Annotated in this window: 19 protein-coding genes; 13 read left to right on the plus strand and 6 right to left on the minus strand. The window is 73.3% G+C overall.

What is annotated here, in order from left to right; genetic code table 11:
* Positions 1-58: 58 nt before the first annotated feature.
* Positions 59-1,606, plus strand: coding sequence for an MFS transporter (locus ACIA6C_RS25650; protein WP_399279239.1), 1,548 nt, complete (start codon positions 59-61; stop codon positions 1,604-1,606).
* A gap of 120 nt (positions 1,607-1,726) precedes the next feature.
* Here the strand turns inward: ACIA6C_RS25650 and ACIA6C_RS25655 are convergent, their stop codons facing one another.
* On the minus strand, positions 1,727-2,488 hold the full coding sequence (locus ACIA6C_RS25655) for a DUF6227 family protein (protein WP_399279241.1): 762 nt from the start codon (positions 2,486-2,488) through the stop codon (positions 1,727-1,729).
* Positions 2,489-2,671: 183 nt separating this feature from the next.
* Between ACIA6C_RS25655 and ACIA6C_RS25660 the strand changes: the two genes are divergently transcribed.
* The gene (locus tag ACIA6C_RS25660) at positions 2,672-3,343 is read left to right on the plus strand and encodes a vitamin K epoxide reductase family protein (protein ID WP_399279243.1); all 672 of its coding nucleotides are present in this window, start codon (positions 2,672-2,674) and stop codon (positions 3,341-3,343) included.
* Between the two features lie 154 nt (positions 3,344-3,497).
* Here ACIA6C_RS25660 and ACIA6C_RS25665 read toward each other — a convergent pair whose 3' ends face one another.
* Positions 3,498-3,908, minus strand: coding sequence for a rodlin (locus ACIA6C_RS25665; RefSeq protein ID WP_361137271.1), 411 nt, complete (start codon positions 3,906-3,908; stop codon positions 3,498-3,500).
* 334 nt (positions 3,909-4,242) lie between these two features.
* On the opposite strand from ACIA6C_RS25665, the gene ACIA6C_RS25670 reads away from it, so the two are divergent.
* Both ACIA6C_RS25670 and ACIA6C_RS25675 read left to right on the plus strand, forming a co-directional pair.
* The gene (locus ACIA6C_RS25670; RefSeq protein ID WP_399279245.1) at positions 4,243-4,734 is read left to right on the plus strand and encodes a hypothetical protein; all 492 of its coding nucleotides are present in this window, start codon (positions 4,243-4,245) and stop codon (positions 4,732-4,734) included.
* A 182-nt stretch (positions 4,735-4,916) separates the two neighbouring features.
* Positions 4,917-5,159, plus strand: a complete 243-nt coding sequence (locus ACIA6C_RS25675) for a chaplin (protein ID WP_361137234.1) — start codon at positions 4,917-4,919, stop codon at positions 5,157-5,159.
* 81 nt (positions 5,160-5,240) lie between these two features.
* On the opposite strand, the gene ACIA6C_RS25680 is transcribed toward ACIA6C_RS25675, so the two are convergent.
* The 4 genes from ACIA6C_RS25680 to ACIA6C_RS25695 form a co-directional block, all read right to left on the minus strand.
* Complete coding sequence (locus tag ACIA6C_RS25680; protein ID WP_361137233.1) at positions 5,241-5,588, minus strand: hypothetical protein; 348 nt, start codon at positions 5,586-5,588, stop codon at positions 5,241-5,243.
* Positions 5,589-5,748: 160 nt separating this feature from the next.
* Positions 5,749-6,981, minus strand: coding sequence for a chaplin family protein (locus tag ACIA6C_RS25685; protein WP_399279247.1), 1,233 nt, complete (start codon positions 6,979-6,981; stop codon positions 5,749-5,751).
* Between the two features lie 121 nt (positions 6,982-7,102).
* Positions 7,103-7,336 (minus strand): chaplin, encoded by a 234-nt coding sequence (locus tag ACIA6C_RS25690; RefSeq protein WP_399279249.1) that lies wholly within the window; start codon positions 7,334-7,336, stop codon positions 7,103-7,105.
* A 243-nt stretch (positions 7,337-7,579) separates the two neighbouring features.
* Positions 7,580-7,990, minus strand: a complete 411-nt coding sequence (locus tag ACIA6C_RS25695; RefSeq protein ID WP_329195967.1) for a rodlin — start codon at positions 7,988-7,990, stop codon at positions 7,580-7,582.
* 400 nt (positions 7,991-8,390) lie between these two features.
* Between ACIA6C_RS25695 and ACIA6C_RS25700 the strand changes: the two genes are divergently transcribed.
* The 9 genes from ACIA6C_RS25700 to ACIA6C_RS25740 all read left to right on the plus strand — a co-directional run bounded on the left by ACIA6C_RS25700 (position 8,391) and on the right by ACIA6C_RS25740 (position 19,656).
* Positions 8,391-9,506: a DUF3344 domain-containing protein gene (locus ACIA6C_RS25700; protein WP_399279251.1), complete on the plus strand. Its 1,116-nt coding sequence runs from the start codon at positions 8,391-8,393 to the stop codon at positions 9,504-9,506.
* 100 nt (positions 9,507-9,606) lie between these two features.
* Positions 9,607-10,800 carry a glycosyltransferase gene (locus ACIA6C_RS25705; RefSeq protein ID WP_399279517.1) on the plus strand — a complete coding sequence of 398 codons (1,194 nt, stop codon included), beginning with the start codon at positions 9,607-9,609 and terminating at the stop codon, positions 10,798-10,800.
* Positions 10,797-12,302: an exopolysaccharide biosynthesis polyprenyl glycosylphosphotransferase gene (locus ACIA6C_RS25710; RefSeq protein ID WP_399279253.1), complete on the plus strand. Its 1,506-nt coding sequence runs from the start codon at positions 10,797-10,799 to the stop codon at positions 12,300-12,302. Before ACIA6C_RS25705 ends, ACIA6C_RS25710 begins: the two co-directional genes overlap by 4 nt.
* Before the next feature lie 2 nt (positions 12,303-12,304).
* A complete protein-coding gene (locus tag ACIA6C_RS25715; protein ID WP_399279256.1) occupies positions 12,305-13,687 on the plus strand; it encodes an O-antigen ligase family protein in 1,383 nt (460 codons plus the stop codon).
* A 125-nt stretch (positions 13,688-13,812) separates the two neighbouring features.
* On the plus strand, positions 13,813-15,588 hold the full coding sequence (locus ACIA6C_RS25720; RefSeq protein WP_399279519.1) for a lipid II flippase MurJ: 1,776 nt from the start codon (positions 13,813-13,815) through the stop codon (positions 15,586-15,588).
* The gene (locus tag ACIA6C_RS25725; RefSeq protein ID WP_399279258.1) at positions 15,578-16,354 is read left to right on the plus strand and encodes a polysaccharide deacetylase family protein; all 777 of its coding nucleotides are present in this window, start codon (positions 15,578-15,580) and stop codon (positions 16,352-16,354) included. The genes ACIA6C_RS25720 and ACIA6C_RS25725 overlap by 11 nt, the downstream gene beginning before the upstream one ends.
* Positions 16,351-17,715, plus strand: a complete 1,365-nt coding sequence (locus ACIA6C_RS25730; protein ID WP_399279521.1) for a glycosyltransferase — start codon at positions 16,351-16,353, stop codon at positions 17,713-17,715. The genes ACIA6C_RS25725 and ACIA6C_RS25730 overlap by 4 nt, the downstream gene beginning before the upstream one ends.
* Positions 17,716-17,782: 67 nt before the next feature.
* Entirely contained in the window at positions 17,783-18,517 is a 735-nt protein-coding gene (locus ACIA6C_RS25735) for a lipopolysaccharide biosynthesis protein (RefSeq protein ID WP_399279260.1), read from the plus strand.
* On the plus strand, positions 18,514-19,656 hold the full coding sequence (locus ACIA6C_RS25740; RefSeq protein ID WP_399279262.1) for a GNAT family N-acetyltransferase: 1,143 nt from the start codon (positions 18,514-18,516) through the stop codon (positions 19,654-19,656). The genes ACIA6C_RS25735 and ACIA6C_RS25740 overlap by 4 nt, the downstream gene beginning before the upstream one ends.
* Positions 19,657-19,672: the final 16 nt, after the last annotated feature.

Consider the following 19,672-nt stretch of genomic DNA (forward strand, 5'->3'; position numbering starts at 1 on the left):
ACAGGCTGCCAGGGAAATAGGACACCACCTGACCTACATGCCGTCTAGGTTGCTTCCTATGAGCACCGAGACAGCCCAGACATCGCCCGGAAGAGAGACCGGGCCCGTACGAGAAGAGCGGAACGACACCCTCGACGACCCCACGAACGACCACGCGAGCAGCAGCTCACCCGCCGACCGCCGCCGCTGGCTGGCCCTCGCCATCGTGATGACCGCGGCGTTCATGGACCTGGTCGACGTCACGATCGTCAACATCGCGATACCCAGCATGCGCGCGGACTTCGGAGCCTCCACCAGCGCGATCCAGTGGATCACCGCCGGGTACGCCCTCGCCTTCGCCGCCGGTCTGATCACGGGCGGCCGTCTCGGTGACATCTACGGCCGCAAGCGCCTCTTCCTCATCGGCATCGCCGGGTTCACCGCCGCCTCGGCGCTCTGCGGCATCGCCGCCAACCCGTCCGTGCTCGTCGCCTCCCGCATCCTCCAGGGCGGTATGGCGGCCATGATGGTGCCGCAGGTGCTGGCCATCATCCACGTCACCTTCCCGCCCCACGAGCGCGGCAAGGTCTTCGGCATGTTCGGCGCGATCGTCGGCCTCGGTGCCGTCTCGGGCCCGATGCTCGGCGCGCTGCTCACCGAGTGGAACCTCTTCGGTCTCGAATGGCGCCCGATCTTCCTGATCAACCTGCCCGTCGGTATCGCGGGCGTGATCCTGGGCATCAAGTTCATCAGCGAGTCCAAGGCCCCCAAGGCGCTGCGGCTCGACCTGGTGGGCGTCGTGCTCGCGACCCTCGCCCTCGTGATGCTGATCTTCCCGCTGACGCACGGCCGTGAGAACGACTGGCCGCTGTGGGGCTTCGTCTGCATGATCGCCTCACCGTTCCTGTTCGCCGGGTTCATCGCCTACGAGAAGCACAAGATCCGCAAGGACGGCTCGCCGCTGGTGGAGCTCTCCCTCTTCAAGATCAAGAGCTTTGCGGGCGGTATCGCCGTCCAGCTGACCTTCGGCATCGCGACCGGCATCTTCTTCCTGGTCTGGACGCTCTACATGCAGATGGGCCTCGGCTGGACCCCGCTGCGCGCGGGAACCACCGGCATCCCCTTCTCGATCGCCGTCTCGGCGGCGGCGGGCATCTCCGTCCAGAAGCTCGTACCGCGCTTCGGCCGCAAGGTGCTCCAGGCGGGTGCGCTGGCCATGGCCGCGGGCCTGCTCCTCTACATCTGGGAGTCCGCCCATTACGGCATGCACATCGCCTCCTGGCAGATGGCCGCGCCCCTCGTCGTCATGGGCATCGGCATGGGCCTGATCGTGGCCCCGCTCACCGACACCGTGCTCTCGCAGGTGCCGCGCGAGCACGCCGGCTCCGCCTCCGGCCTGATCAACACCACCGGCCAGATGGGCAACGCGCTCGGCCTCGGTCTGACGTCCGTCGTGTTCTTCGGGGTGATCGACAACGACATGGTCTACGGAGCCCCGTACGTCGAGGCCTTCCGCAGTGCGCTGTGGTGGGTCGTGGCGGTCCTGGTCGTGATCTCCGCGGTGATGTTCATGCTGCCGCGCAAGCAGGTGCCGACGGACGAGCGCGAGGGCGCCGAGACCGCCTGAGCACCGTGACCGACGGGCACCCGACGGGCGCGTCCACCTCCGGGTGGGCGCGTCCGTCGTGCTGTGCGGCCCATGCGGCCTGCGTGGCCTGCGCGGCCTGTGCGGGCTGCGCCGCCCGCGTCAGCGGACCCGGGAGCGCAGCTCCATCGCCTCGCGCGCGGCGGCCTCGCTCTCGTACACCTCGCACATGTGGCGGCCGTCCGGCGTGGCCGTGTGCTCGACCTCCCACAGGCTCACCTCGCTGCCGTCCACGAGCACGAACGCGTGCTCGTACAGGGTGAAACCCACGCCCCGCCCGTCCGAAAGCCACTGACGGCCGCCGAACGCCTGGGTGATCTGGTGCGCGTACGCCGAGCGCAGGCGCAGCGCCACCCGCTCGCCGGGCCGGTCCGCGTTCTCCGCGCGCCGCAGCACCCGGCGGGCGTGGTCGGCGGACTGCTCCACCGCGTACTCCCGGTGCGGGGCCGGCGCCGGCTCCGCGAACAGGGCGCTGAGGGCGGCCGCGTCGTCCTGCTGCTCCGCCCCTTGCGGCGCGAGGTCCCGCGCCACCTGCGAGGGCACCTCGCCGAACAGGCGGCCCACCGCGAGGCAGAGCTCGGACCGGCCGGCGAAGAGCTCGTACCGCACGACCCGGTCGTCCCGCCGGCGGTAGACCAGTTCCCACAGCGACTCCGCGCCGCCGTCGGCCAGGAGGTAGGTGTGCCGGTGGGTCTCCCGCCACAGCCCCGCCGACGGGCTGTGGTGGGTGGTGTGCAGCGAAGAGCTGTGGGCGAGCGCCGTACGCAGGCGCCCGACCAGCGCGTCCGGCAGGTCGAAGGAGTTCAGGGCGCGGCCCAGGAGTCGATCGAGGTGGGCCTCGGTTGTCTCGTACGGATCGCTCAAGGTGGGTCTCCAGGCCGTCGCAGCTTGTCACTTCGCGGAAGCACAACGTAGCCCCTGGCACTGACATCACGTCCGGGATTCGGTAAAACGTCCGGGAAGCATCAGGGGTTCCCGCCACCCCATCAGGTCAACTTGCGTACGAATGCGTACGGTTGGCCCAGGTCTGCTGCGAAGCGCGGGACTATGGGCCGCATGGCAACGAACGGCATGGCACCCGACAGCACCACATCCGCCCCAGTGGGCCTCCCGCGCCAACAGGACCGCTCCAGACGGACCGCCGACGAACCGGGCCGCACCCCGCGCGGATTGGCGTGGTTGCTGGTCCTCACCGGTTGCGCCGGGGTGCTGGCTTCCTGGGTGATCACACTCGACAAGTTCCTCCTGCTCGAAGACCCGTCCTTCAAGCCCGCGTGCAGCCTGAACCCCGTCGTCTCCTGCGGCAGCGTCATGCAGAGCGAGCAGGCGCAGGCCTTCGGCTTCCCCAACCCGATGCTGGGCCTGGTCGCCTACGGGGTCGTCGTCTGCGTGGGCGCGGGCCTGCTGGCCGGGGCCCGCTACCGGGGCTGGTTCTGGCTCGGACTGAACGCCGGGACGCTCTTCGGCACCGGCTTCTGCACCTGGCTGATGGTCCAGTCCCTCTACGAGATCAACGCGCTCTGCCTGTGGTGCTGCCTGACCTGGGCGGCGACGCTGCTGATGTTCTGGGCGGTCACCGCGCACAACGTCCGTACGAGCGCGGCCCCCGGAGCGCTGCGACAGTTCTTCACCGAGTTCGGCTGGGCCCCGCCCGCCCTGCACCTGGGAGTGATCGGGATGCTGATCCTCACCCGGTGGTGGGAGTTCTGGACGAGGTGAGACCGCCCGGCCACGCGCGAGGGCCCCGGCAGCTGGTGGCTGCCGGGGCCCTCGTCACTTCACACACCGCATCGCTTCGACCGCGTCACCGCGTCGCTCCACGGGCGCCGGGGCCCGGACCCCGCGGCCGGTCGGGCCGCCGGGGGAACGGCGATCAGCTGCCGTTGGACAGGTTGCCGGAGAGGACCGGGATGTTGTCCAGGATGTGCGAGAGCGGCTCGTCGCCCTTGGCCTGGGTGGAGTTCTCGGTGCACTGCTGGTTCTGCGGGTTGGACAGGACGTTGATGTCCTGGACGCCGACGTTGACCAGGGCGAGGATCGACTGGACGTTGGCCTTGACCGGCAGACCGATGCACGGCTTGTTCAGGGTGCCCTGGACCAGGCCGAGCTGCGGGCTCAGGGGCCCCTCGGTCTTCTGGTTGCCGTAGATCTGGGTCGCCCCGTTGCCGTTGACGGTGTTGATCCCGTTGTCGTTGCCGATGGCCATGGCCGGGGCCGCGACAGCAGCGCCCGCACCGACGGCGGCGGCGGTGACCGCGGCAGCAGTCATGATCTTCTTGAGCATCATTGGTCCTTTTGTCGCACGAGTGCCCGCTAGTGGAGCGCCCTGATCAACTGCTCCTCCACGGGGTTGGTTCCGCTGCTTCACTCAAACGGCCCGTTCGGAGTAGCGCGGTTGCCGCCGGGGCGGGAGCGCCCCGGGGACGTGCGCGTGAAATCCGGACGCGGCCCGCACGTACGAGCTGTCCGGGCGGCCCGCAGGGGCGATCCGCCCGGACGGCCCGCACGAGGAGGGCCGTCCGTGGCCCTCCGGTTGCGCTCCGTGCAAGGTGTTCGCACGGTGGGTAAGGAAGTGGATCGTTGGGGTCCACTTCTGTGCGACCACCGTAAGGAAACCCATGCGCACGAAGCCGTTCCGCACCCGCGTCCTTGTCCCGTCGGCCCTCGCCGCCGTCATACTTGCCGGCGCGGCAGCCCCTGCAAGTGCCGTGGGCGGCGACAGTGCCGCCTCGCTCACGCGTCGGGTGGCGGCCGTCCAGCAGCAGGTGAAGGAAGTGGAGGCGGCCAAGGCGGCGGCCGGGCCGATCGACGATCTGCTCGCCGGTCTGCTCAAGACGCTGCAGGACCTGCTCAAGTCGCTGACGAGCCTGCTGCCTGCCGGGGTAACCCTGCCGCCGATCGAGCTGCCGAAGCTGCCGGAGATCCCCGCGTTGCCGGCGCTGCCCTCCCTGCCGTCACTGCCGACGCTGCCGGTCGACGCGGTCAAGAAGACCCCGTCGGTCTCCGTCCCGGCGGTACCCGCCACTCCGGCAGTGCCGCCGGTGGCGAGTCCGCTCAAGCCGCCCACCGACCTGATCCCCGAGATCCCCGACGTGCCCGACCTTCCCTGAGGGTGCGGCGGGCCGTCCTCGCCGGGTGGCGGAGTGCGGACGCGAACACGGTGCGGGATTACGACTATTGGGCTGAACAGGTCTGGTCCCGCCCGTACCCGTGTCGTTCGGGGAACTGAACCGTTTCGCTCGATGTGAGCCCCGGGATCGGGGCAGGACGTCGAAGAGAAGGTGCACTTCCCATGAACTCTGCTGCCAAGAAGGCCGCCGTGGCCCTGGCCTCCGCTGGTCTCGCCGTGGCCGGTGCCGCGGGTGCCGCCACCGCCGACGCGGGTGCCGAGGGCGCGGCCGTGGGGTCCCCCGGTGTCCTCTCGGGCAACCTGGTCCAGGTCCCGGTGCACGTGCCGATCAACGTCTGCGGCAACACCGTCAACGTGATCGCGCTGCTGAACCCGGCGTTCGGCAACGTCTGCGTCAACGACTGACGTCGGCACATCCGACTGTGGGCGCCCCGGCCTCGCCGGTGGCGCCCACAGTCATGCCGGGAACCGGCCGGTTCCCGCAGGTCAGTTGGCCCCGCCGTTGAGGTGGACGCCGCCGAGCATCGGGGTCGCCTGGGTGGCCCCGTCCGCGAGCTTCATCACCTCGCCGGGCGCGTTGTTGCGGACCCTGTTGACGCTCTGCACGGTGCCGACGACCTTGCCCACGGTGTCGCCCTGCTCGGCCAGCGCGTTGCCCGCCGTCTGGGGGAGGGCCTCGGAGACGGGGTTGACGGCGTTCAAGGTCTCCGTCACCCCGCCCGTCAGACTCATGGGGGGCATGGCCGCCGCCGTCTCGGCCGCGAAGGCGGGAGCGGTGGCGGCGAGGGCGGCGACCGAGCCGGCGACTACTGCGGCGACCTTCGTGAACTTCATTTTCTCGAAATCCTTTTCCAGCGGCGACCGTCGCGCCGCTTTCGACCTGGCTAACGATTCCCGGGGGATACGGAAACGCGCGAGCGGGCACGGCGGCGGCCGGAGAATCCGAACCTGGGATTCTCCGGCCGACATTTCTTCTGATTACCGGTATTGCTCGTCAGGCGGCCCGCGACCGCCGGTAGAGAATGGCGCCGCCCAGGACCAGTGCCGCGGCGAGCGCCGCCGCGGCACCGGGCTGGCCGGCGCCGGTGGCGGCCAGCTCCGGCGCCTGGACCTGCGGGCGGGCCGGGACGGGGGCCGGAGCCGGTGCCGGAGCGGGGGCCGGTGCGGGGAGCACGTGGACGGGGACGTCCCCGGCGGGAGCGGCCGGCGGCTGGTCGGCGGGACGCGGCGCCTCCGGCGCGGGCGCGGGGTGCTCCACGACCTGGCTGCCGTGCGGCGGTCCGCCGGGGCCCTCTTCCACCGGGGCGGGGAGGGTGTGCGGGGCCTCTTCCTCCACCGGGGCCGGGAGGGTGTGGGGCGCCTCCTCCTCGGCCTGCGGCGGCGCGGGCGGCGCGGGGTGCGCGGCCCGCGGGTGGTCGTCGCACTCCTCGCCCCGGCCGCCGCCGTACCCGGAACCGTCGTGCGACTCCGCCGGCCGCGGGAGCCCGGTACGGGGGGACTCGTGGTGCGGGGCCGCCGGCCGCGCGGGTTCGGCGCGGGGGGCCTCGTGCCGGGGGACCTCGTGCTGCGGGGTCGCGTGCGCCGGGGCTTGGTGCTGCGGGGCGGCGTGTGCGGGGGTCACGTGCGCCGGGGCTTGGTGCTGCGGGGCCGCCGCCGGGGCCTGGTGGTGCGGCGCGGCGTGCTGCGGAGCCTGGTGCTGCGGCGCCGCGTGCTGCGGGGCGGCGTGCGCCGGGGCCGGCTGCTGCGGGGCCGCCGCCGGGGCCTCGTGGTGCATGGAGCCGCGGGGCGGGGCCGAGGGCTGCGGGGCCGCGTGGCGCGGGGCGTGCTGCCGGGTGGCCGGGGCCGCCTCCTCCTCGTGGCGCTGGCGGGGGAGCGCGTGACGGCCCTGATGCTCGTCGAGGTAGCGCTCGAAGGCCTCGGCGTGCTCCGGGCTCAGGTAGCGCTCGTAGTCGAAGTCGGCGTCGGATCCGGTGGTGGTGGCGCAGGTGTTCCCGAACGCCGGGTTGAGCGCCGCACCCCCGTCCACGCTGTTGCCGCACACGTTCGGGGAGAACGTGATCGGTACGGAGACGGCGTTGCCGGACGCCACGCCCGGCGAGTGCGCGGCTTCGGCCATGGCCCCCGGGAACGCGTAGGCCGCGCCGGTCGCGATCGACAGCAGGCTCGAAGCGGCCGCCGCCGTGAGCACCCCCTTGCCCAGTACCTGTCGGCTCAGTACCTGTCGCATGGGTCCTTCCCTGTCTACCGGCGCTCTCGCCGGTGCTGAATCGAAATGGCCTCGGAGTGCACCGCCGTGCACTCCGAGGCCACTGGCGAGGAGGTGTGCCCTTGCGGGCGCGAGCGCTTCGTCAGTCGTTGACGCAGACGTTGCCGAACGCCGGGTTCAGCAGCGCGATCACGTTGACGGTGTTGCCGCAGACGTTGATCGGCACGTGCACCGGGACCTGGACCAGGTTGCCGGAGAGGACACCGGGGGACCCCACGGCCGCACCCTCGGCACCCGCGTCGGCCATGGCGGGAGAGGCGGCACCGGCGGCCATCAGAACGCCGGCGGCCAGCACCACTGCCTTCTTGTACGTCATTTGTTTTCGATCCTTCCTGCAGAGGCGTATCCACTGCAAAATTAACAACGAGTGGGTCCGGAAAAAGAAACCGGCTATTTCCGAGGGTGGTCGGTCATTTCACCCCGACGCCCCCGCATCCGCGCGTCGGAATTCTCCGGCGGATTCGGCCGGGGCCCGCGCCGGCCCGCGGAAAGGGTCCATACGCGGCGGGGCCGCCGCGACCCGAAGGTGCGGCGGCCCCGTCCCCGGCGCGGGGTGCGCTCAGCTGCCGGAGGAGACGTTGCCCGACAGGACCGGGATGTTGTCCAGGATGTGCGAGAGCGGCTCGTCGCCCTTGGCCTGGGTGGAGTTCTCGGTGCACTGCTGGTTCTGCGGGTTGGACAGGATCGGGACGTCCTGGACGCCGACGTTGACCAGGGCGAGGATCGACTGGACGTTGGCCTTGGCCGGCAGGGCGATGCAGGGCTTGTTGAACGAGCCCTGGATCAGCGCCATCTGGGGGCTCATGTTGCCGTAGGTGGCCTGGTTGCCGTAGATCTGCGAGGCGCCGTTGCCGTTGACGGTGTTGATGCCGTTGTCGTTGCCGATGGCCATCGCCTGGGGCGCCATGGCGGCACCAAGGCCCACGACGGAGGCGGCAACCGCTGCGCCGGCCGCAAACTTCTTGATCATTGTCGTCCCTTTTTTGCAGGATTGCCCGTTACTTGGAGCATCCGGATCAACGGCCCGGCCCCGGCTCGGGTTGCGTGTCTTCACCCGGATGCCGAAGTTTCGGACATCACGGTTGACGGCGGGCGTTGACGAGGATGGTGCCGAGCGAGGGGCTACGGCGCGGAGTCGGGCGCGGCGGTGGGGACGCGCGGGGCGGGGGTGTCCGCCGTCGCACCGTCCTTCATCTCCGCTTTTCCCTTTCCGTTCGAACAAGGTGCACCTGCATAACGACCCGCCCGCTGCGAGGGTGCGAGTTATCGCCCAAAAGGCCGTACGAGCGAGTCCCGCGTGATTTCAGCCCTGCTTTCTGACAAAGTTCACTCCTGTTTTGTCCCCTTGATCGAAAATAGGAGGCAGGGTCATGGGTTCCCCCCGAAGAATCCTCGGCGCGCTCGGTCTTCTGTCCTGCCTCATGCTTTCGGCCAACGTCCCCGTGGCCGGTGCGGCCACGCCCGCCGCGGCGGAGACCGCCGCCGTCAGGGAGCTGCCCCGCGTCCCGTTCACGCAGCGCTACCAGGCGGTGCTGCACGGCGGCCTGGTCCGCGCGTCGAACTCCTCGATCACCTGCCGCAAGGAGGAGGCGCCGCAGTCCGAGCCCTGCGCGGAGGTGAAGCGCGGTGCGGCGGGGGTCAACAGTGACTACGACATGTTCTACACGGAGGTCGACAAGGACCCCGACACCTACAACTCGACCCGGGCCGAGCTCAAGATCCCGCAGGGGGCGAAGGTCGCGTACGCCCGGCTGTACTGGGGCGGGAACCTGCGGGTGGGCGAGCAGAAGCCGCCGGAGGACAGCGGCCGGGTGCTGGTCGCCGAGCCCGGCGGGGCGTACAAGGAAGTGCTGGCGGACACCGTGGTCGGGCACCGCACCGACGCGGCGAGCGACGCCTACCAGGCCTCGGCCGATGTGACCCCGCTGGTGCGCAAGGGCGGGACCGGGATGTGGACGGTGGCCCAGCTGAACATCGCCATGGGCCGCTCGGAGGCGGGCGCCTGGGGCGGCTGGACGCTCGTCGCCGCGTACGAGCAGCCGCAGGAGCCGCTGCGCCGGGTCTCGCTCTGGGACGGCTTCGAGGGTCTGGAGTCCGGGGCCGGCGAGGCGGCCGGGGAGACGGTGGAGCTGGCCGGGCTGAACGCCCCGGCGGGCTCCGCGGGGCGGCTCGGGGTGGTCGCCTACGACGGCGACCGGGGGAACCTGGGGGACTCACTGACGGTGACCGCCGACAGTGGCCGCCGGGTAAGCATCAGCGATTCGGAAAACCCCTTCAACGACGTCATGAATTCCACCATCACGGAATTCGGGCAGTCGTTCGTGCGACAGCCTGAATATATGAATAATCTCGGATACGACGCGGACGTGTTCGATCTGAGTCCCGCCCTGTCCGGTGGCGCCCGCAGTCTGAGCTTCAAGTTCACGGGCGAAAGCCAGGGTCAATTCCTCGGCGTGCTCTTCGTTCAGACAGACGCGCGCCGCTGAACGCAGGAGACCACTCCACGTGCCGACACATCGTCCGACAGCACAGTCCCCGCACCGCCCCTCCCCACACCCGGCCGCAGAGCCGTTCACCGTCCTCCACCTGGTCCAGCCCGTCGACGGCGGGGTCGCCCGCGTCGTCACCGACCTCGTGCGGGCCCAGTCCGCCGCCGGGCTGCGCGTCGTCGTCGGCTGCCCGGACGGCGGACAGCTCGGCGGAGCCGCGCGTGAGGCCGGGGCCGAGGTCCACACCTGGCACGCGGGACGGTCCCCCGGGCCGGCCCTGCCCGCCGAAGTCCTCGGCGCGCTGCGGCTGGTCCGCCGCGTCCGCCCCGACCTCCTGCACGCCCACAGCGCCAAGGCCGGCCTCGCCGGACGGCTCGCCGTACGAGGCTCCGTGCCCACCGTCTTCCAGCCCCACGCCTGGTCCTTCGACGCCGTCGGCGGGGCCACCGCCGCGCTCGCGCTGCGCTGGGAGCGGTTCGGGGCCCGCTGGGCCGACCGGGTGCTCTGCGTCAGCGAATCGGAGCGCCGGGCCGGGGAGTCGGAAGGCATCACCGCCCGCTGGTCGGTGATCCGCAACGGCGTGGACCTCTCCCACTTCCGCCCCGGCCGCTCCGACCGGGACGAGGACCGGGCCGGCGCGCGCGCCGCGCTGCCGCTGCCCGACGCCTTCCGGGGCGAGGGGCCGCTGGCCGTCTGCGTCGGACGGCTCTGCCCGCAGAAGGGCCAGGACATCCTGCTCCGCGCCTGGCCCGAGGTGCTGGGGACGGTCCCGCAGGCCCGTCTGGTGCTGGTCGGCGACGGCCCCGACGGCGAAGCGCTACGGCACTGCGCGCCGCCCGGCGTGCACTTCGCCGGAGCCGCCGCCGACATCCGACCGTGGCTTCGGGCCGCCGACATCGTTGTACTGCCGTCGCGGTGGGAAGGAATGGCGCTCGCCCCGCTCGAAGCCATGGCCTGCGGCCGACCGGTCCTGGTCTCCGACGTCAGCGGTGCCCGGGAGAGCCTGCCGCCCGGCCAGGGACGGCTGTGCCTGGTGCCGCCGCAGGACCCGACGGCGCTGGCCAAGGCCCTGGGACGGCTGCTCGCCGAACCGCGGCTGCTCACCGAACTGGGGGAGCAGGCCCGGCAGCACGCCCGGACCGAGTTCGACGTACGGAGGACCACGGACGCGGTCACCGGCCTGTACCTCGAACTGCTGGGCACGGCCGCCCCCCCGCCCGGCCGGGACCAGACCCCCGGCCCCGCCGGGGGGACCCCCAAGCCCTCGAACATGGAGCGCATCAGCCGATGACGATGGACAGCGCACCCGCCCGGCACACCGGGCAGAGCGGCACGGGGCCCGCCGGCGGCACCACCGCCGTCCGCCGTGCCGTGACCGCCATCCACCCCCCGCGCCGGCCCAAGGCCGAGCAGGCCCGGCCCGCCGTCCGGCCGCAGCGGGCCCGGCGCGGCTACGGGAACCTCCCGCTGCTGACCGCCGACGCGCTGGCCGCCGTCCTCACCACCGCGGCCGTACCCGGGCTGCAGCCCACCGCCGGACTCGCGGTGCCCCTCGCCGTCCTGGTCACCGCACTGCACGCGCAGGCCGGGCTCTACCGGCCCCGGCTCGCGCCCTCCGCGCTGCGCGAGCTGCCCGCGCTGGCCGGGCGGGCCGCCGTGCTGTGGTGCGGCGCCGCCGCCGTGCTGGCCGCCGTCCGGCCGGAGCAGGCGCTCGGGTGGCAGGTGCTGCTCGGCGCCCTGTGCGTGCAGACCGTACTGGCCTGCACGGGTCGGGGGTTCGTCAACCAGCTCCGCCGCCGGGCGGCCCTGCGCAGACCCTGTTCCGCGCTGGTGGTCGGGCGCGGGGAGGGCGCGGGAGCCGTCGCCGCCGCGCTGCACGGACGGCGCGAGTACGGGCTGCGGCCGGTCGGGATCGCCGACACCGGCTCAGCGCCCGACGCGGACAGCGGCCCGCTGCCGGTGCTCTCCACCCACGAGGACGTGCGGCGCGCCGTCATCCAGAACTCCGTCCGGCACGCCGTGTTCACCCGGCCGCCCGAGGCCGACGAGCGCACCGCCTCGCTGGTCCGGCTCTTCCACGACCACGGCTGCCGGCTCTGGCTCGCCGATCCGGCCGGGACCGCCAAGGTGACCGGCATGCGGGTGGCCGAGCCCGCCGACCAGTTGTGGGGGTACGCCGTGCAGCCGCTGCTCCCGCGGCCCTCCCGGTCGCTGGAGCGGCACGCGAAGCGGATCATCGACTCCTCCCTCGCCGCGGTGGCGCTGCTGGCCGCGGCACCCGTGATGGGAGCGTGCGCGCTGGCCGTACGGCTCTCCGACGGGCCCGGGGTGATCTTCCGTCAGGAGCGCGTCGGCCTGTACGGGCGGCCCTTCACCCTGCTCAAGTTCCGCACCCTGAGCGCCGACGCGCACGAGTCCGCCACCCGGTGGACCGTCGCGGGGGACCGCCGGATGAGCCCGATCGGCTCCTTCCTGCGCAAGTCCTCGCTGGACGAGCTGCCGCAGCTGTGGAACGTCGTACGGGGTGACATGAGCCTGGTCGGCCCCCGCCCCGAGAGGCCTTTCTTCGTCGCGAAGTTCAGCACCGTCCACCCGGGCTACGAGGCGCGCCACCGGATGCCGGTCGGGATCACCGGGCTCGCGCAGATCAACGGCCTGCGGGGGGACACCTCCATCGAGGACCGGGCCCGCTTCGACAACCACTACATCGACACCTGGTCGCTGTGGCAGGACCTGTGGATCCTGGCCCGGACCGCGGCCTCCTTCTTCCGTTTCCGGCTGGGAGGCAGCTGAGCATGACTCTCGCCGTATCGAACTCCCGCCCGCGGGGCCGCCCGTACGCCGGGCCGCTGCTGCGCCGGCACTGGCCGCTGCTGCCGCTGGCCGCGACCGTCCTGCTGCTGCTCGCCCCGCTGCCCGCGGGGGACGCGAGCACCTCCGGCAAGGTCGGGCCGGCCGACGCCGCCTCCCTGCTGCTCGTGGCCGTCTGCGCGCTGCGGGCCCTCCAGGGCCGGGTACGGGCGCTGAGCCCGCTCGGCGCGCTCGTCCTCGGGCTGCCCGCAGTGGGGCTCGCGGTGGCGACGGTGACGGCGGGGGACCCGTACGCGGCCCTGCCGGGGTTCGTGCGCTACCTCCAGGTCTTCGTGCTGGTGCCGGCGGCGATCGTGCTGCTGGTGCGCGACGCCGGGGAGTTCCGGCTGGCCGCGGGGTGCTTCGTGGTGCTGGCGCTGGTGCAGGGCGCGCTGGGCGTCGTCCAGTTCGCCACCCACACCGGTGCCTCGTACCAGGGAGCGGACATCCGGGCGGTGGGCACCTTCGGCCCCGGCGACGTCATGGGCATGGCCACGGTCGTCGCCTACGGGCTGGTCGTGGCGACCGCCGCCGCCCTCGCGCCGGGACTGCCCGGCCGGGTCCGGCGGATCGCGGCCGGCTGCGCGGCGGCCCTGACGGTGCCGCTCGTGCTGTCGTTCAGCCGGGGCGCGTGGATCGCGACGGCCGGCGCGGCGGTCCTGGTGATGGTGCTCGCCGGGATCCGGCGGGCGCTCAAGGTGGTCGTGGCGCTGGCGGCGGTGGGCGTGGTGCTCGTGGGCGGGTTCGGGGTGGGCTCCGAGATGGTCGCCGAGCGGCTGACCTCGATCACCCAGGTCTCCGACGCCCCCGACCAGTCGGTCACCGACCGGTACACGATGTGGGCCGCCGCCGAGTCGATGTGGCGGGAGCGGCCGGCCGCCGGGGTGGGCCTCAAGGGCTTCCCCGCCAACCGGGACGGCCACTCCTCGCTGGCGCTGTCCTCGGGCAGTGACACCGCGGGCGCCGGCCAGGCCTTCGTCAAGCAGCCGCTGCTGTCCCCGCACAACATGTACCTGCTGGTGCTGAGCGAGCAGGGGCTGATCGGACTGACCGCGCTGGCGGGCGGCTGGGCCGTACTGCTGGTCGCGGGCCTGCGCCGGTACACGGCCGGCGGTGAACGCGGCCTGCGCGACTGCGGGCTGATCGCGGTCGGACTGCTCGTGTGGCAGCTGACCGACTTCCTCTACGCCGACATCGGGGGGCCGTCGACCGTGCTGACCGGAGTGATCATCGGACTGGCCGCGTGGTGGGCCCTGCCCTCCGGACCCGGGGGTGCCGCCTCCGTGCTCCCGGCCCGGCCCGTCCCCGAGGGGCCGGCCGGCCGGTGACCGATACGACGCCGTGGCGGCCCCGGGCCTCGGCGACCGACCTCGCCGCGGCCGCGGGCCGTCCGCCGGACACGGAGCCCCCGTCGGCCGCCTCCCCCGGCGAGCCGCCCGGGGAACGCGTCCGCCTGCCCCGCGCCGCCCGCACCGAACCGACGGCGCCGACGCCGGAGACGGCGCCGACGCCGGAGACGGCGCCGACGCCGCAGACGGCGGCGGCGCCCGGCACCGACGGGACCGGGCCGGCCGGTGACGTGCCCGGGCAGGACGCGCGGCGCGGCGGGGGCGGACCGGCCCCGCTCGGCCGGTTCCTGGCCAAGGCCGCCGCCGTCACCGCCGGACTCACCGCGGCGGGGGCGGTGTTCGGCCTCGTACGGGACCAGACCATCGCGCACCTCTTCGGCGCCGGGCACGACAGCGACGCGTTCCTCATCGCCTGGACCGTCCCCGAGATGGCCTCCACGCTGCTCATCGAGGACGCCATGGCACTGCTGATGGTGCCCGCGTTCAGCCACGCCCTCGCCCGCCGGGCCGCCAGCCGGGCCGGGCGCACCCGCAAGGAGGCCCGCAGCCAGGACCCCGTACGGCTGCTCGTCGGAGCCACCCTGCCGCGCCTCGCCGTGTTCCTGGCCGCCGTCGCCTCCCTGCTGATCCTCGCCGCGCCGCTCGTCGTGGGCGTGCTCGCGCCCGGCCTGCCCGACCCCGCACTCGCCGTCCAGTGCACCCGGATGACCGCGCTCACCGTCCTCACCTTCGGCGTCGCCGGGTATTTCAGCGCCGCGCTGCGCGCTCACCGCTCGTTCCTGCCGCCCGCCGCGATCTACGTCTCGTACAACGTCGGCATCATCGGCACGATGATCACGCTGCACGCCCTCTGGGGGGTGCGCGCGGCGGCCGCCGGAGTCGCCGTCGGCGGAGCGCTCATGGTCCTCGTCCAACTCCCGGCCTTCATCCGCAACGTGGGCTTCGGACCGGGCCGCGTGAAGGCGGCCCACCGCAGCGAGCGCGACCGCGACCGGCCGACGCTGATCGCCTTCGGGCTGATCGCCCCGGTCATCTTCTTCGCCGTGTTCCGCCAGTCGCAGGTCCTCGTCGAACGCTTCCTCGCCGCCTCCCTGCCGCCCGGCGCCATCTCGCACCTCAACTACGCGCAGAAGGTCGCGCAGATGCCGATGGTGCTCTCCCTGATGATCTGCACGGTCACCTTCCCCGTCGTCGCCCAGGCCATGGCCGGCGGCGAGCGGGAGAAGGCCCGCCGACGCGTGGAACAGGACCTGGCGCTGGCCTCGCTCGCCGTCCTGATGGGCACCGCCTTCGTCATCGGGTACGCGCCCCAGATCATCCAGGTCCTCTTCGAACGCGGGGCGTTCACCCACCACGACACCCAGGCCACCGCCTCCGTCATGCGCGTCTACGGCCTCGGGCTGCTGGGCCACTGCCTCGTCGGGGCGCTGAGCAGGCCCTTCTTCTCGACCGACCGGCCCACCTGGTTCCCCGCGCTCGCGATGGGCGCCGGGCTGCTCGTCAACATCGTGGCCGGCGCCTTCGCCGTCGGCTGGTGGGGCACCTACGGGATCGCCGCCGCCAACGCCGTCGGCATCACCGCCACCGCCGCCCTCCTCCTCACCGGACTCGGCTCGCGGATCGTCCCGATCCAGGTGCGCCGGGTCGCCGTCAGCATCGGCCGGCTCGCCGTCGCCGCCTTCGCGGCCTGCGCCACCGGGTGGATCGCCGGACCGAAGGTCCCCGACCCGCTGCTCAGCGCCGCACTCGGCTGCCTGCTCGTCCCGGCCATGTTCGGGGCCACCGGGATGGCCATGCGGGCCCTGGAGATCACCGCCCTGCCCGAACAGATCAGCCAGCTCACCTCCCAGCTCACCCAGAGGTTCCGTCATGCCCGCTGACACCGACACGGCGCCCGCCGCCACGGTGGTACCACCCCGCCGGACCCCGTCCCCCTGGGTCCTGATGTACCACTCGGTCACCGAGTTCACCGACCCCGCCGAGGACCCGTACGGCATCACTGTCACCCCCGACGCACTGGAGGCCCAGCTCCTGTGGCTGCGCTCCCGGGGCCTGCGCGGGGTCTCCGTCGGCGAACTCCTGCGGGCCCGCGACGCAGGGAGGGACGCCGGACTCGTGGGGCTCACCTTCGACGACGGCTACACCGACTTCCTGACCCGGGCGCTGCCCCTGCTGCGCCGCCACGACTGCACCTCCACCCTGTTCGTACTGCCCGGACGGCTCGGCGTCGACAACGTGTGGGACCCGCTCGGACCGCGCAAGCCGCTGCTCACCGCCGAAGGCATCCGCGAAGCCGCCGCGTCGGGCCAGGAGATCGGCTCGCACGGGCTGCTGCACCAGGACCTCACCGCCGCGCCCGACGACGTGCTCCAGCAGGAGCTGCGCGGCAGCCGCGAGCTGATCCGCGAGCTGACCGGGACCCTGCCCGAGGGTTTCTGCTACCCGTACGGGCACCTCGACCCCCGAGTCGTGGCGGCGACCGCCGCCGCCGGGTACGGGTACGCGTGCGCCATCGACCCCGGCCGGCTCGCGGGACGGCACGCCCTGCCGCGCACGCACGTCAGCCAGGCTGACGGCGGGGCCCGGCTGCGCGTCAAGCAGCTGCGCCACCAGGCCCGGCAGATGGTGCGCGGGGTGCGGTGGTGAAGGCGCTCCACATCATCACGGGCCTGGGCGTGGGCGGCGCCGAGCAGCAACTGCGGCTGCTGCTGCGGCACATGCCGATGCAGTGCGACGTGCTGACGCTGACCAACCCGGGATCCGTCGCCGAGGGGCTGCGCGCCGACGGCGTCCGGGTCGTCCACCTCGCCATGAAGGGGAACCGGGACCTGGCCGCACTGCCGAAGCTGGTGCGGTTCATCCGGCGCGGCCGGTACGACCTGGTGCACACGCACCTGTACCGGGCCTGCCTGTACGGGCGGCTCGCGGCCCGGCTCGCGGGGGTCGGGGCGGTCGTCGCCACGGAACACTCCCTGGGCGCGGCCGAGATCGAGGGCCGGCCGCTGTCGGGCGGCGTACGGGCGCTGTACCTGGCCGGAGAGCGGCTCGGCGCGGCGACGGTGGCCGTCTCGGAGACGGTGGCGGCCCGGCTGGAGGCATGGGGGGTGCCGGCCGGGCGGGTGCACGTCGTACCGAACGGGATCGAGGCCGCCCGGTTCCGCTTCGACGCGGGCGTACGGCGCTCCACACGGGCCCGGACCGGACTGCCCGAACGGGCTTTCGTGGTGGGCGGCGTCGGGCGGCTGGTGCCGGGGAAGCGGTTCGACGTACTGGTGCGGGCCGTGGCGGCGCTGCCCGGGGCGCACCTGCTGCTGGCCGGGGACGGTCCGGAGCGGTCCGCGCTGCGGCGGCTCGCCGGGGAGCTGGGGGCGCAGGGCCGGATCCACCTCGTGGGGGAACGGGACCCGCTGGGGGACGGCCCGGACGGGCGCACGCCGGGGGTCGCGGCGCTGCTGGCGGCGATGGACGTGTTCGTGTCCCCCTCCCGGGAGGAGGCGTTCGGCCTGGCCGTAGTCGAGGCACTGGCGGCGGGCCTGCCCGTGCTGCACGTCACCTGCCCGGCGATCGACGACCTTCCACCGGCCCAGGCGCCGGGGGCGCGGCGGATCGGGACGGGCACGCAGGAGCTGGTCGCGGCGCTGCGGGGGCACATGGAGGCGGGGGCGCGGCGCCTTCCGGTACCTCCGGTGGTGCGCCGGTACGACATCGCGCACAGTGCGGAGCGGCTCCTCGCCGTCTACGACACGGTCCTGCCGGGGTGGGGCCGCGGCCCGGCTCCCGTGGGGCCGGAGCTGCCCCGGCCCGCGGTCCGGGACGGCCGGACCGCCGCCCCGGACCCCGCGCCCCGAACTCCCGCGGCCACCGCCGGGGGTGCCCCCACGCGGCTCATGTCGTCCCAGGCGCCGGCGGGGCCGGGTCCGGACCAGGCGCAGGCGGGGCCGGGTCTGGCTCAAGCGCCGGCGGGGCCGGGTTCCCCTCATGCGCCGGCGATCACGTCCGGTGAGTAGTCCTCCCGCAAGGGTCCCCGTCCGGGGGCCGAAGGAAGTCCCCTCCATCCAGGAAGCGAGCACGCACATGGCCGACACCGCCGACCAGAAGAAGAAGTCCGACCACCGCCGCCGGATCCGGGTCCCGCGCCCGCCCGCCTGGTGGCCGTTGCCCGCCTGCGCGCTGCTGGGGCTGGCCGCCGGCGGGGCCTACGGGGTGCTCAAGGCGCCCGAGTACGCCGCCACCAGTTACGTCGTGGCCGTCCCCAACGAGACCACCGAGCCCGCCACCGCGCTCGGCTTCGCCCAGGCCTACGCCCGCATCGCCACCAGCAGCTCCACCCTCGCCTACGCCCAGCCCCGCGCGGGGATCGGCGCCCGGCAGCTGCGCACGCAGGTGCGCGCGGAGACCTCGCCCGACTCCCCGATGATCGCCATCACCGGTACGTCCAAGAGCCCGTCGGAGGCCGCCGACATCGCCAACGCCGTCGCCGACGCGCTCTCCCTGAGCAGCAATCAGGCCGCCAAGAACACCGGCGTACAGCTGATCCTGTTCAACCAGGCCGTCGCACCGGCCGAGCCCGCCTCCCCATCGGCACCCGTCAGCGGCGCCGTCGGGATGTGCGCCGGCGGTCTGCTCGGCGGCCTGTGGCTGCTGGCCGCCCCCGCGCGGCGGCGCCGCGGGACCCATGCCGCCGACGGGGCCGTGGGAGGGACCGCCGTGGAAGGGACCGCCGCCGAGGAGGCCGTCGTGGAGGAGTACGCCTCGCTGCCCGCGCAGGGCGAGCCCGCCCCGGCCAAGGAGAAGGAGCCCGTGCGATGACTGCGGGCTGCACCGGGGCCCTCTCGGTGACGCTGTGCCGCGACCCCCGGCAGTTCGCCGCGCTGGAGGAGGAATGGAACCGGCTCCTGCGTGCCTGCCCCCTCGCCACCCCCTTCCAGAGCCACGCCTGGCTGCACTCCTGGTGGCTGTCCTACGGCCGTGAGGGCAGGCTGCGGCTGCTCCTCGTACGGCGCGGGCGGGAACTGGTCGGCGCGGCCGCCCTGACCCTCGTCCACCGGCCGTTGCCGCTGCTGGTGGCGCTCGGCGGCGGGATCACCGACTACTTCGACGTGCTCGTGGCCCCCGCTCACGCCGACCAGGTCGTCCCGGCGCTGGCCCAGGGCCTGCACCGGGCTGCCCGCGGCGCCGTCGTGGACCTGCGCGAGGTCAGGCCCGGCGCCGCGGCCGAAGCCGTCTTCGAGGCGTGGTCCGGTGCCCGCGCCAAGCTGGCGGACTCGACCTGCATGGAGTTGCCGACCATGCCGTTCGACGAGCTCGTCAAGCGCATGCCCGCGTCCGGCGCCCAACGGGTCCGGGCCAAGCTCCGCAAGACCGACGCCGCCGGGATCGAGGAGCACGAGGTCACCGAAGAGGAGGTGCCGGGGGCGGTACGGACGCTGCTGCGGCTGCACGAGAAGCAGTGGCGCGGACGCGGGGTCACCCCCGAGCACCTCAAGCCGCGCTTCGCCGAGCACCTCACGCGGGCGACCCGGCGGATGGTCCGGGCGGGCGAGGGCCGGCTGACGGAGTTCCGGCTGGACGGCAAGGTGGTGGCCGCCAACGTCACGCTGCTGTCCGCGGCGCTGAGCGGCGGCTACCTGTACGGGGCCGATCCGGACCTGCGCGACCGGAAGGTGGACATCGCCACCCTGCTGCTGCGCTACGAGACCGGCCGCGCCCTCGCCGAGGGCCGCCCGGTGGTGAGTTTCCTGCGCGGCAACGAGCCGTACAAGAACCACTGGCGGCCCGAGACGGTCGTCAACCAGCGGCTCCTGCTGTCCACGAACGCGCTCGCGCCCCTGCTGCGGCTGCACGAGTCGCAGCTGACGGGGCGCGAGCGGGCCGTGGACGCGTTGCGCGAGGCGCTGCCCGCCGCCAGGGACTGGCGGGCCCGGCTGAACGAACTGCGGGTGCGATGACGGGAGGGACGCGCCC

It is taken from the genome of Streptomyces sp. NPDC051578, assembly GCF_044454045.1.
In the GTDB taxonomy this organism is placed as follows: Bacteria; Actinomycetota; Actinomycetes; order Streptomycetales; family Streptomycetaceae; genus Streptomyces.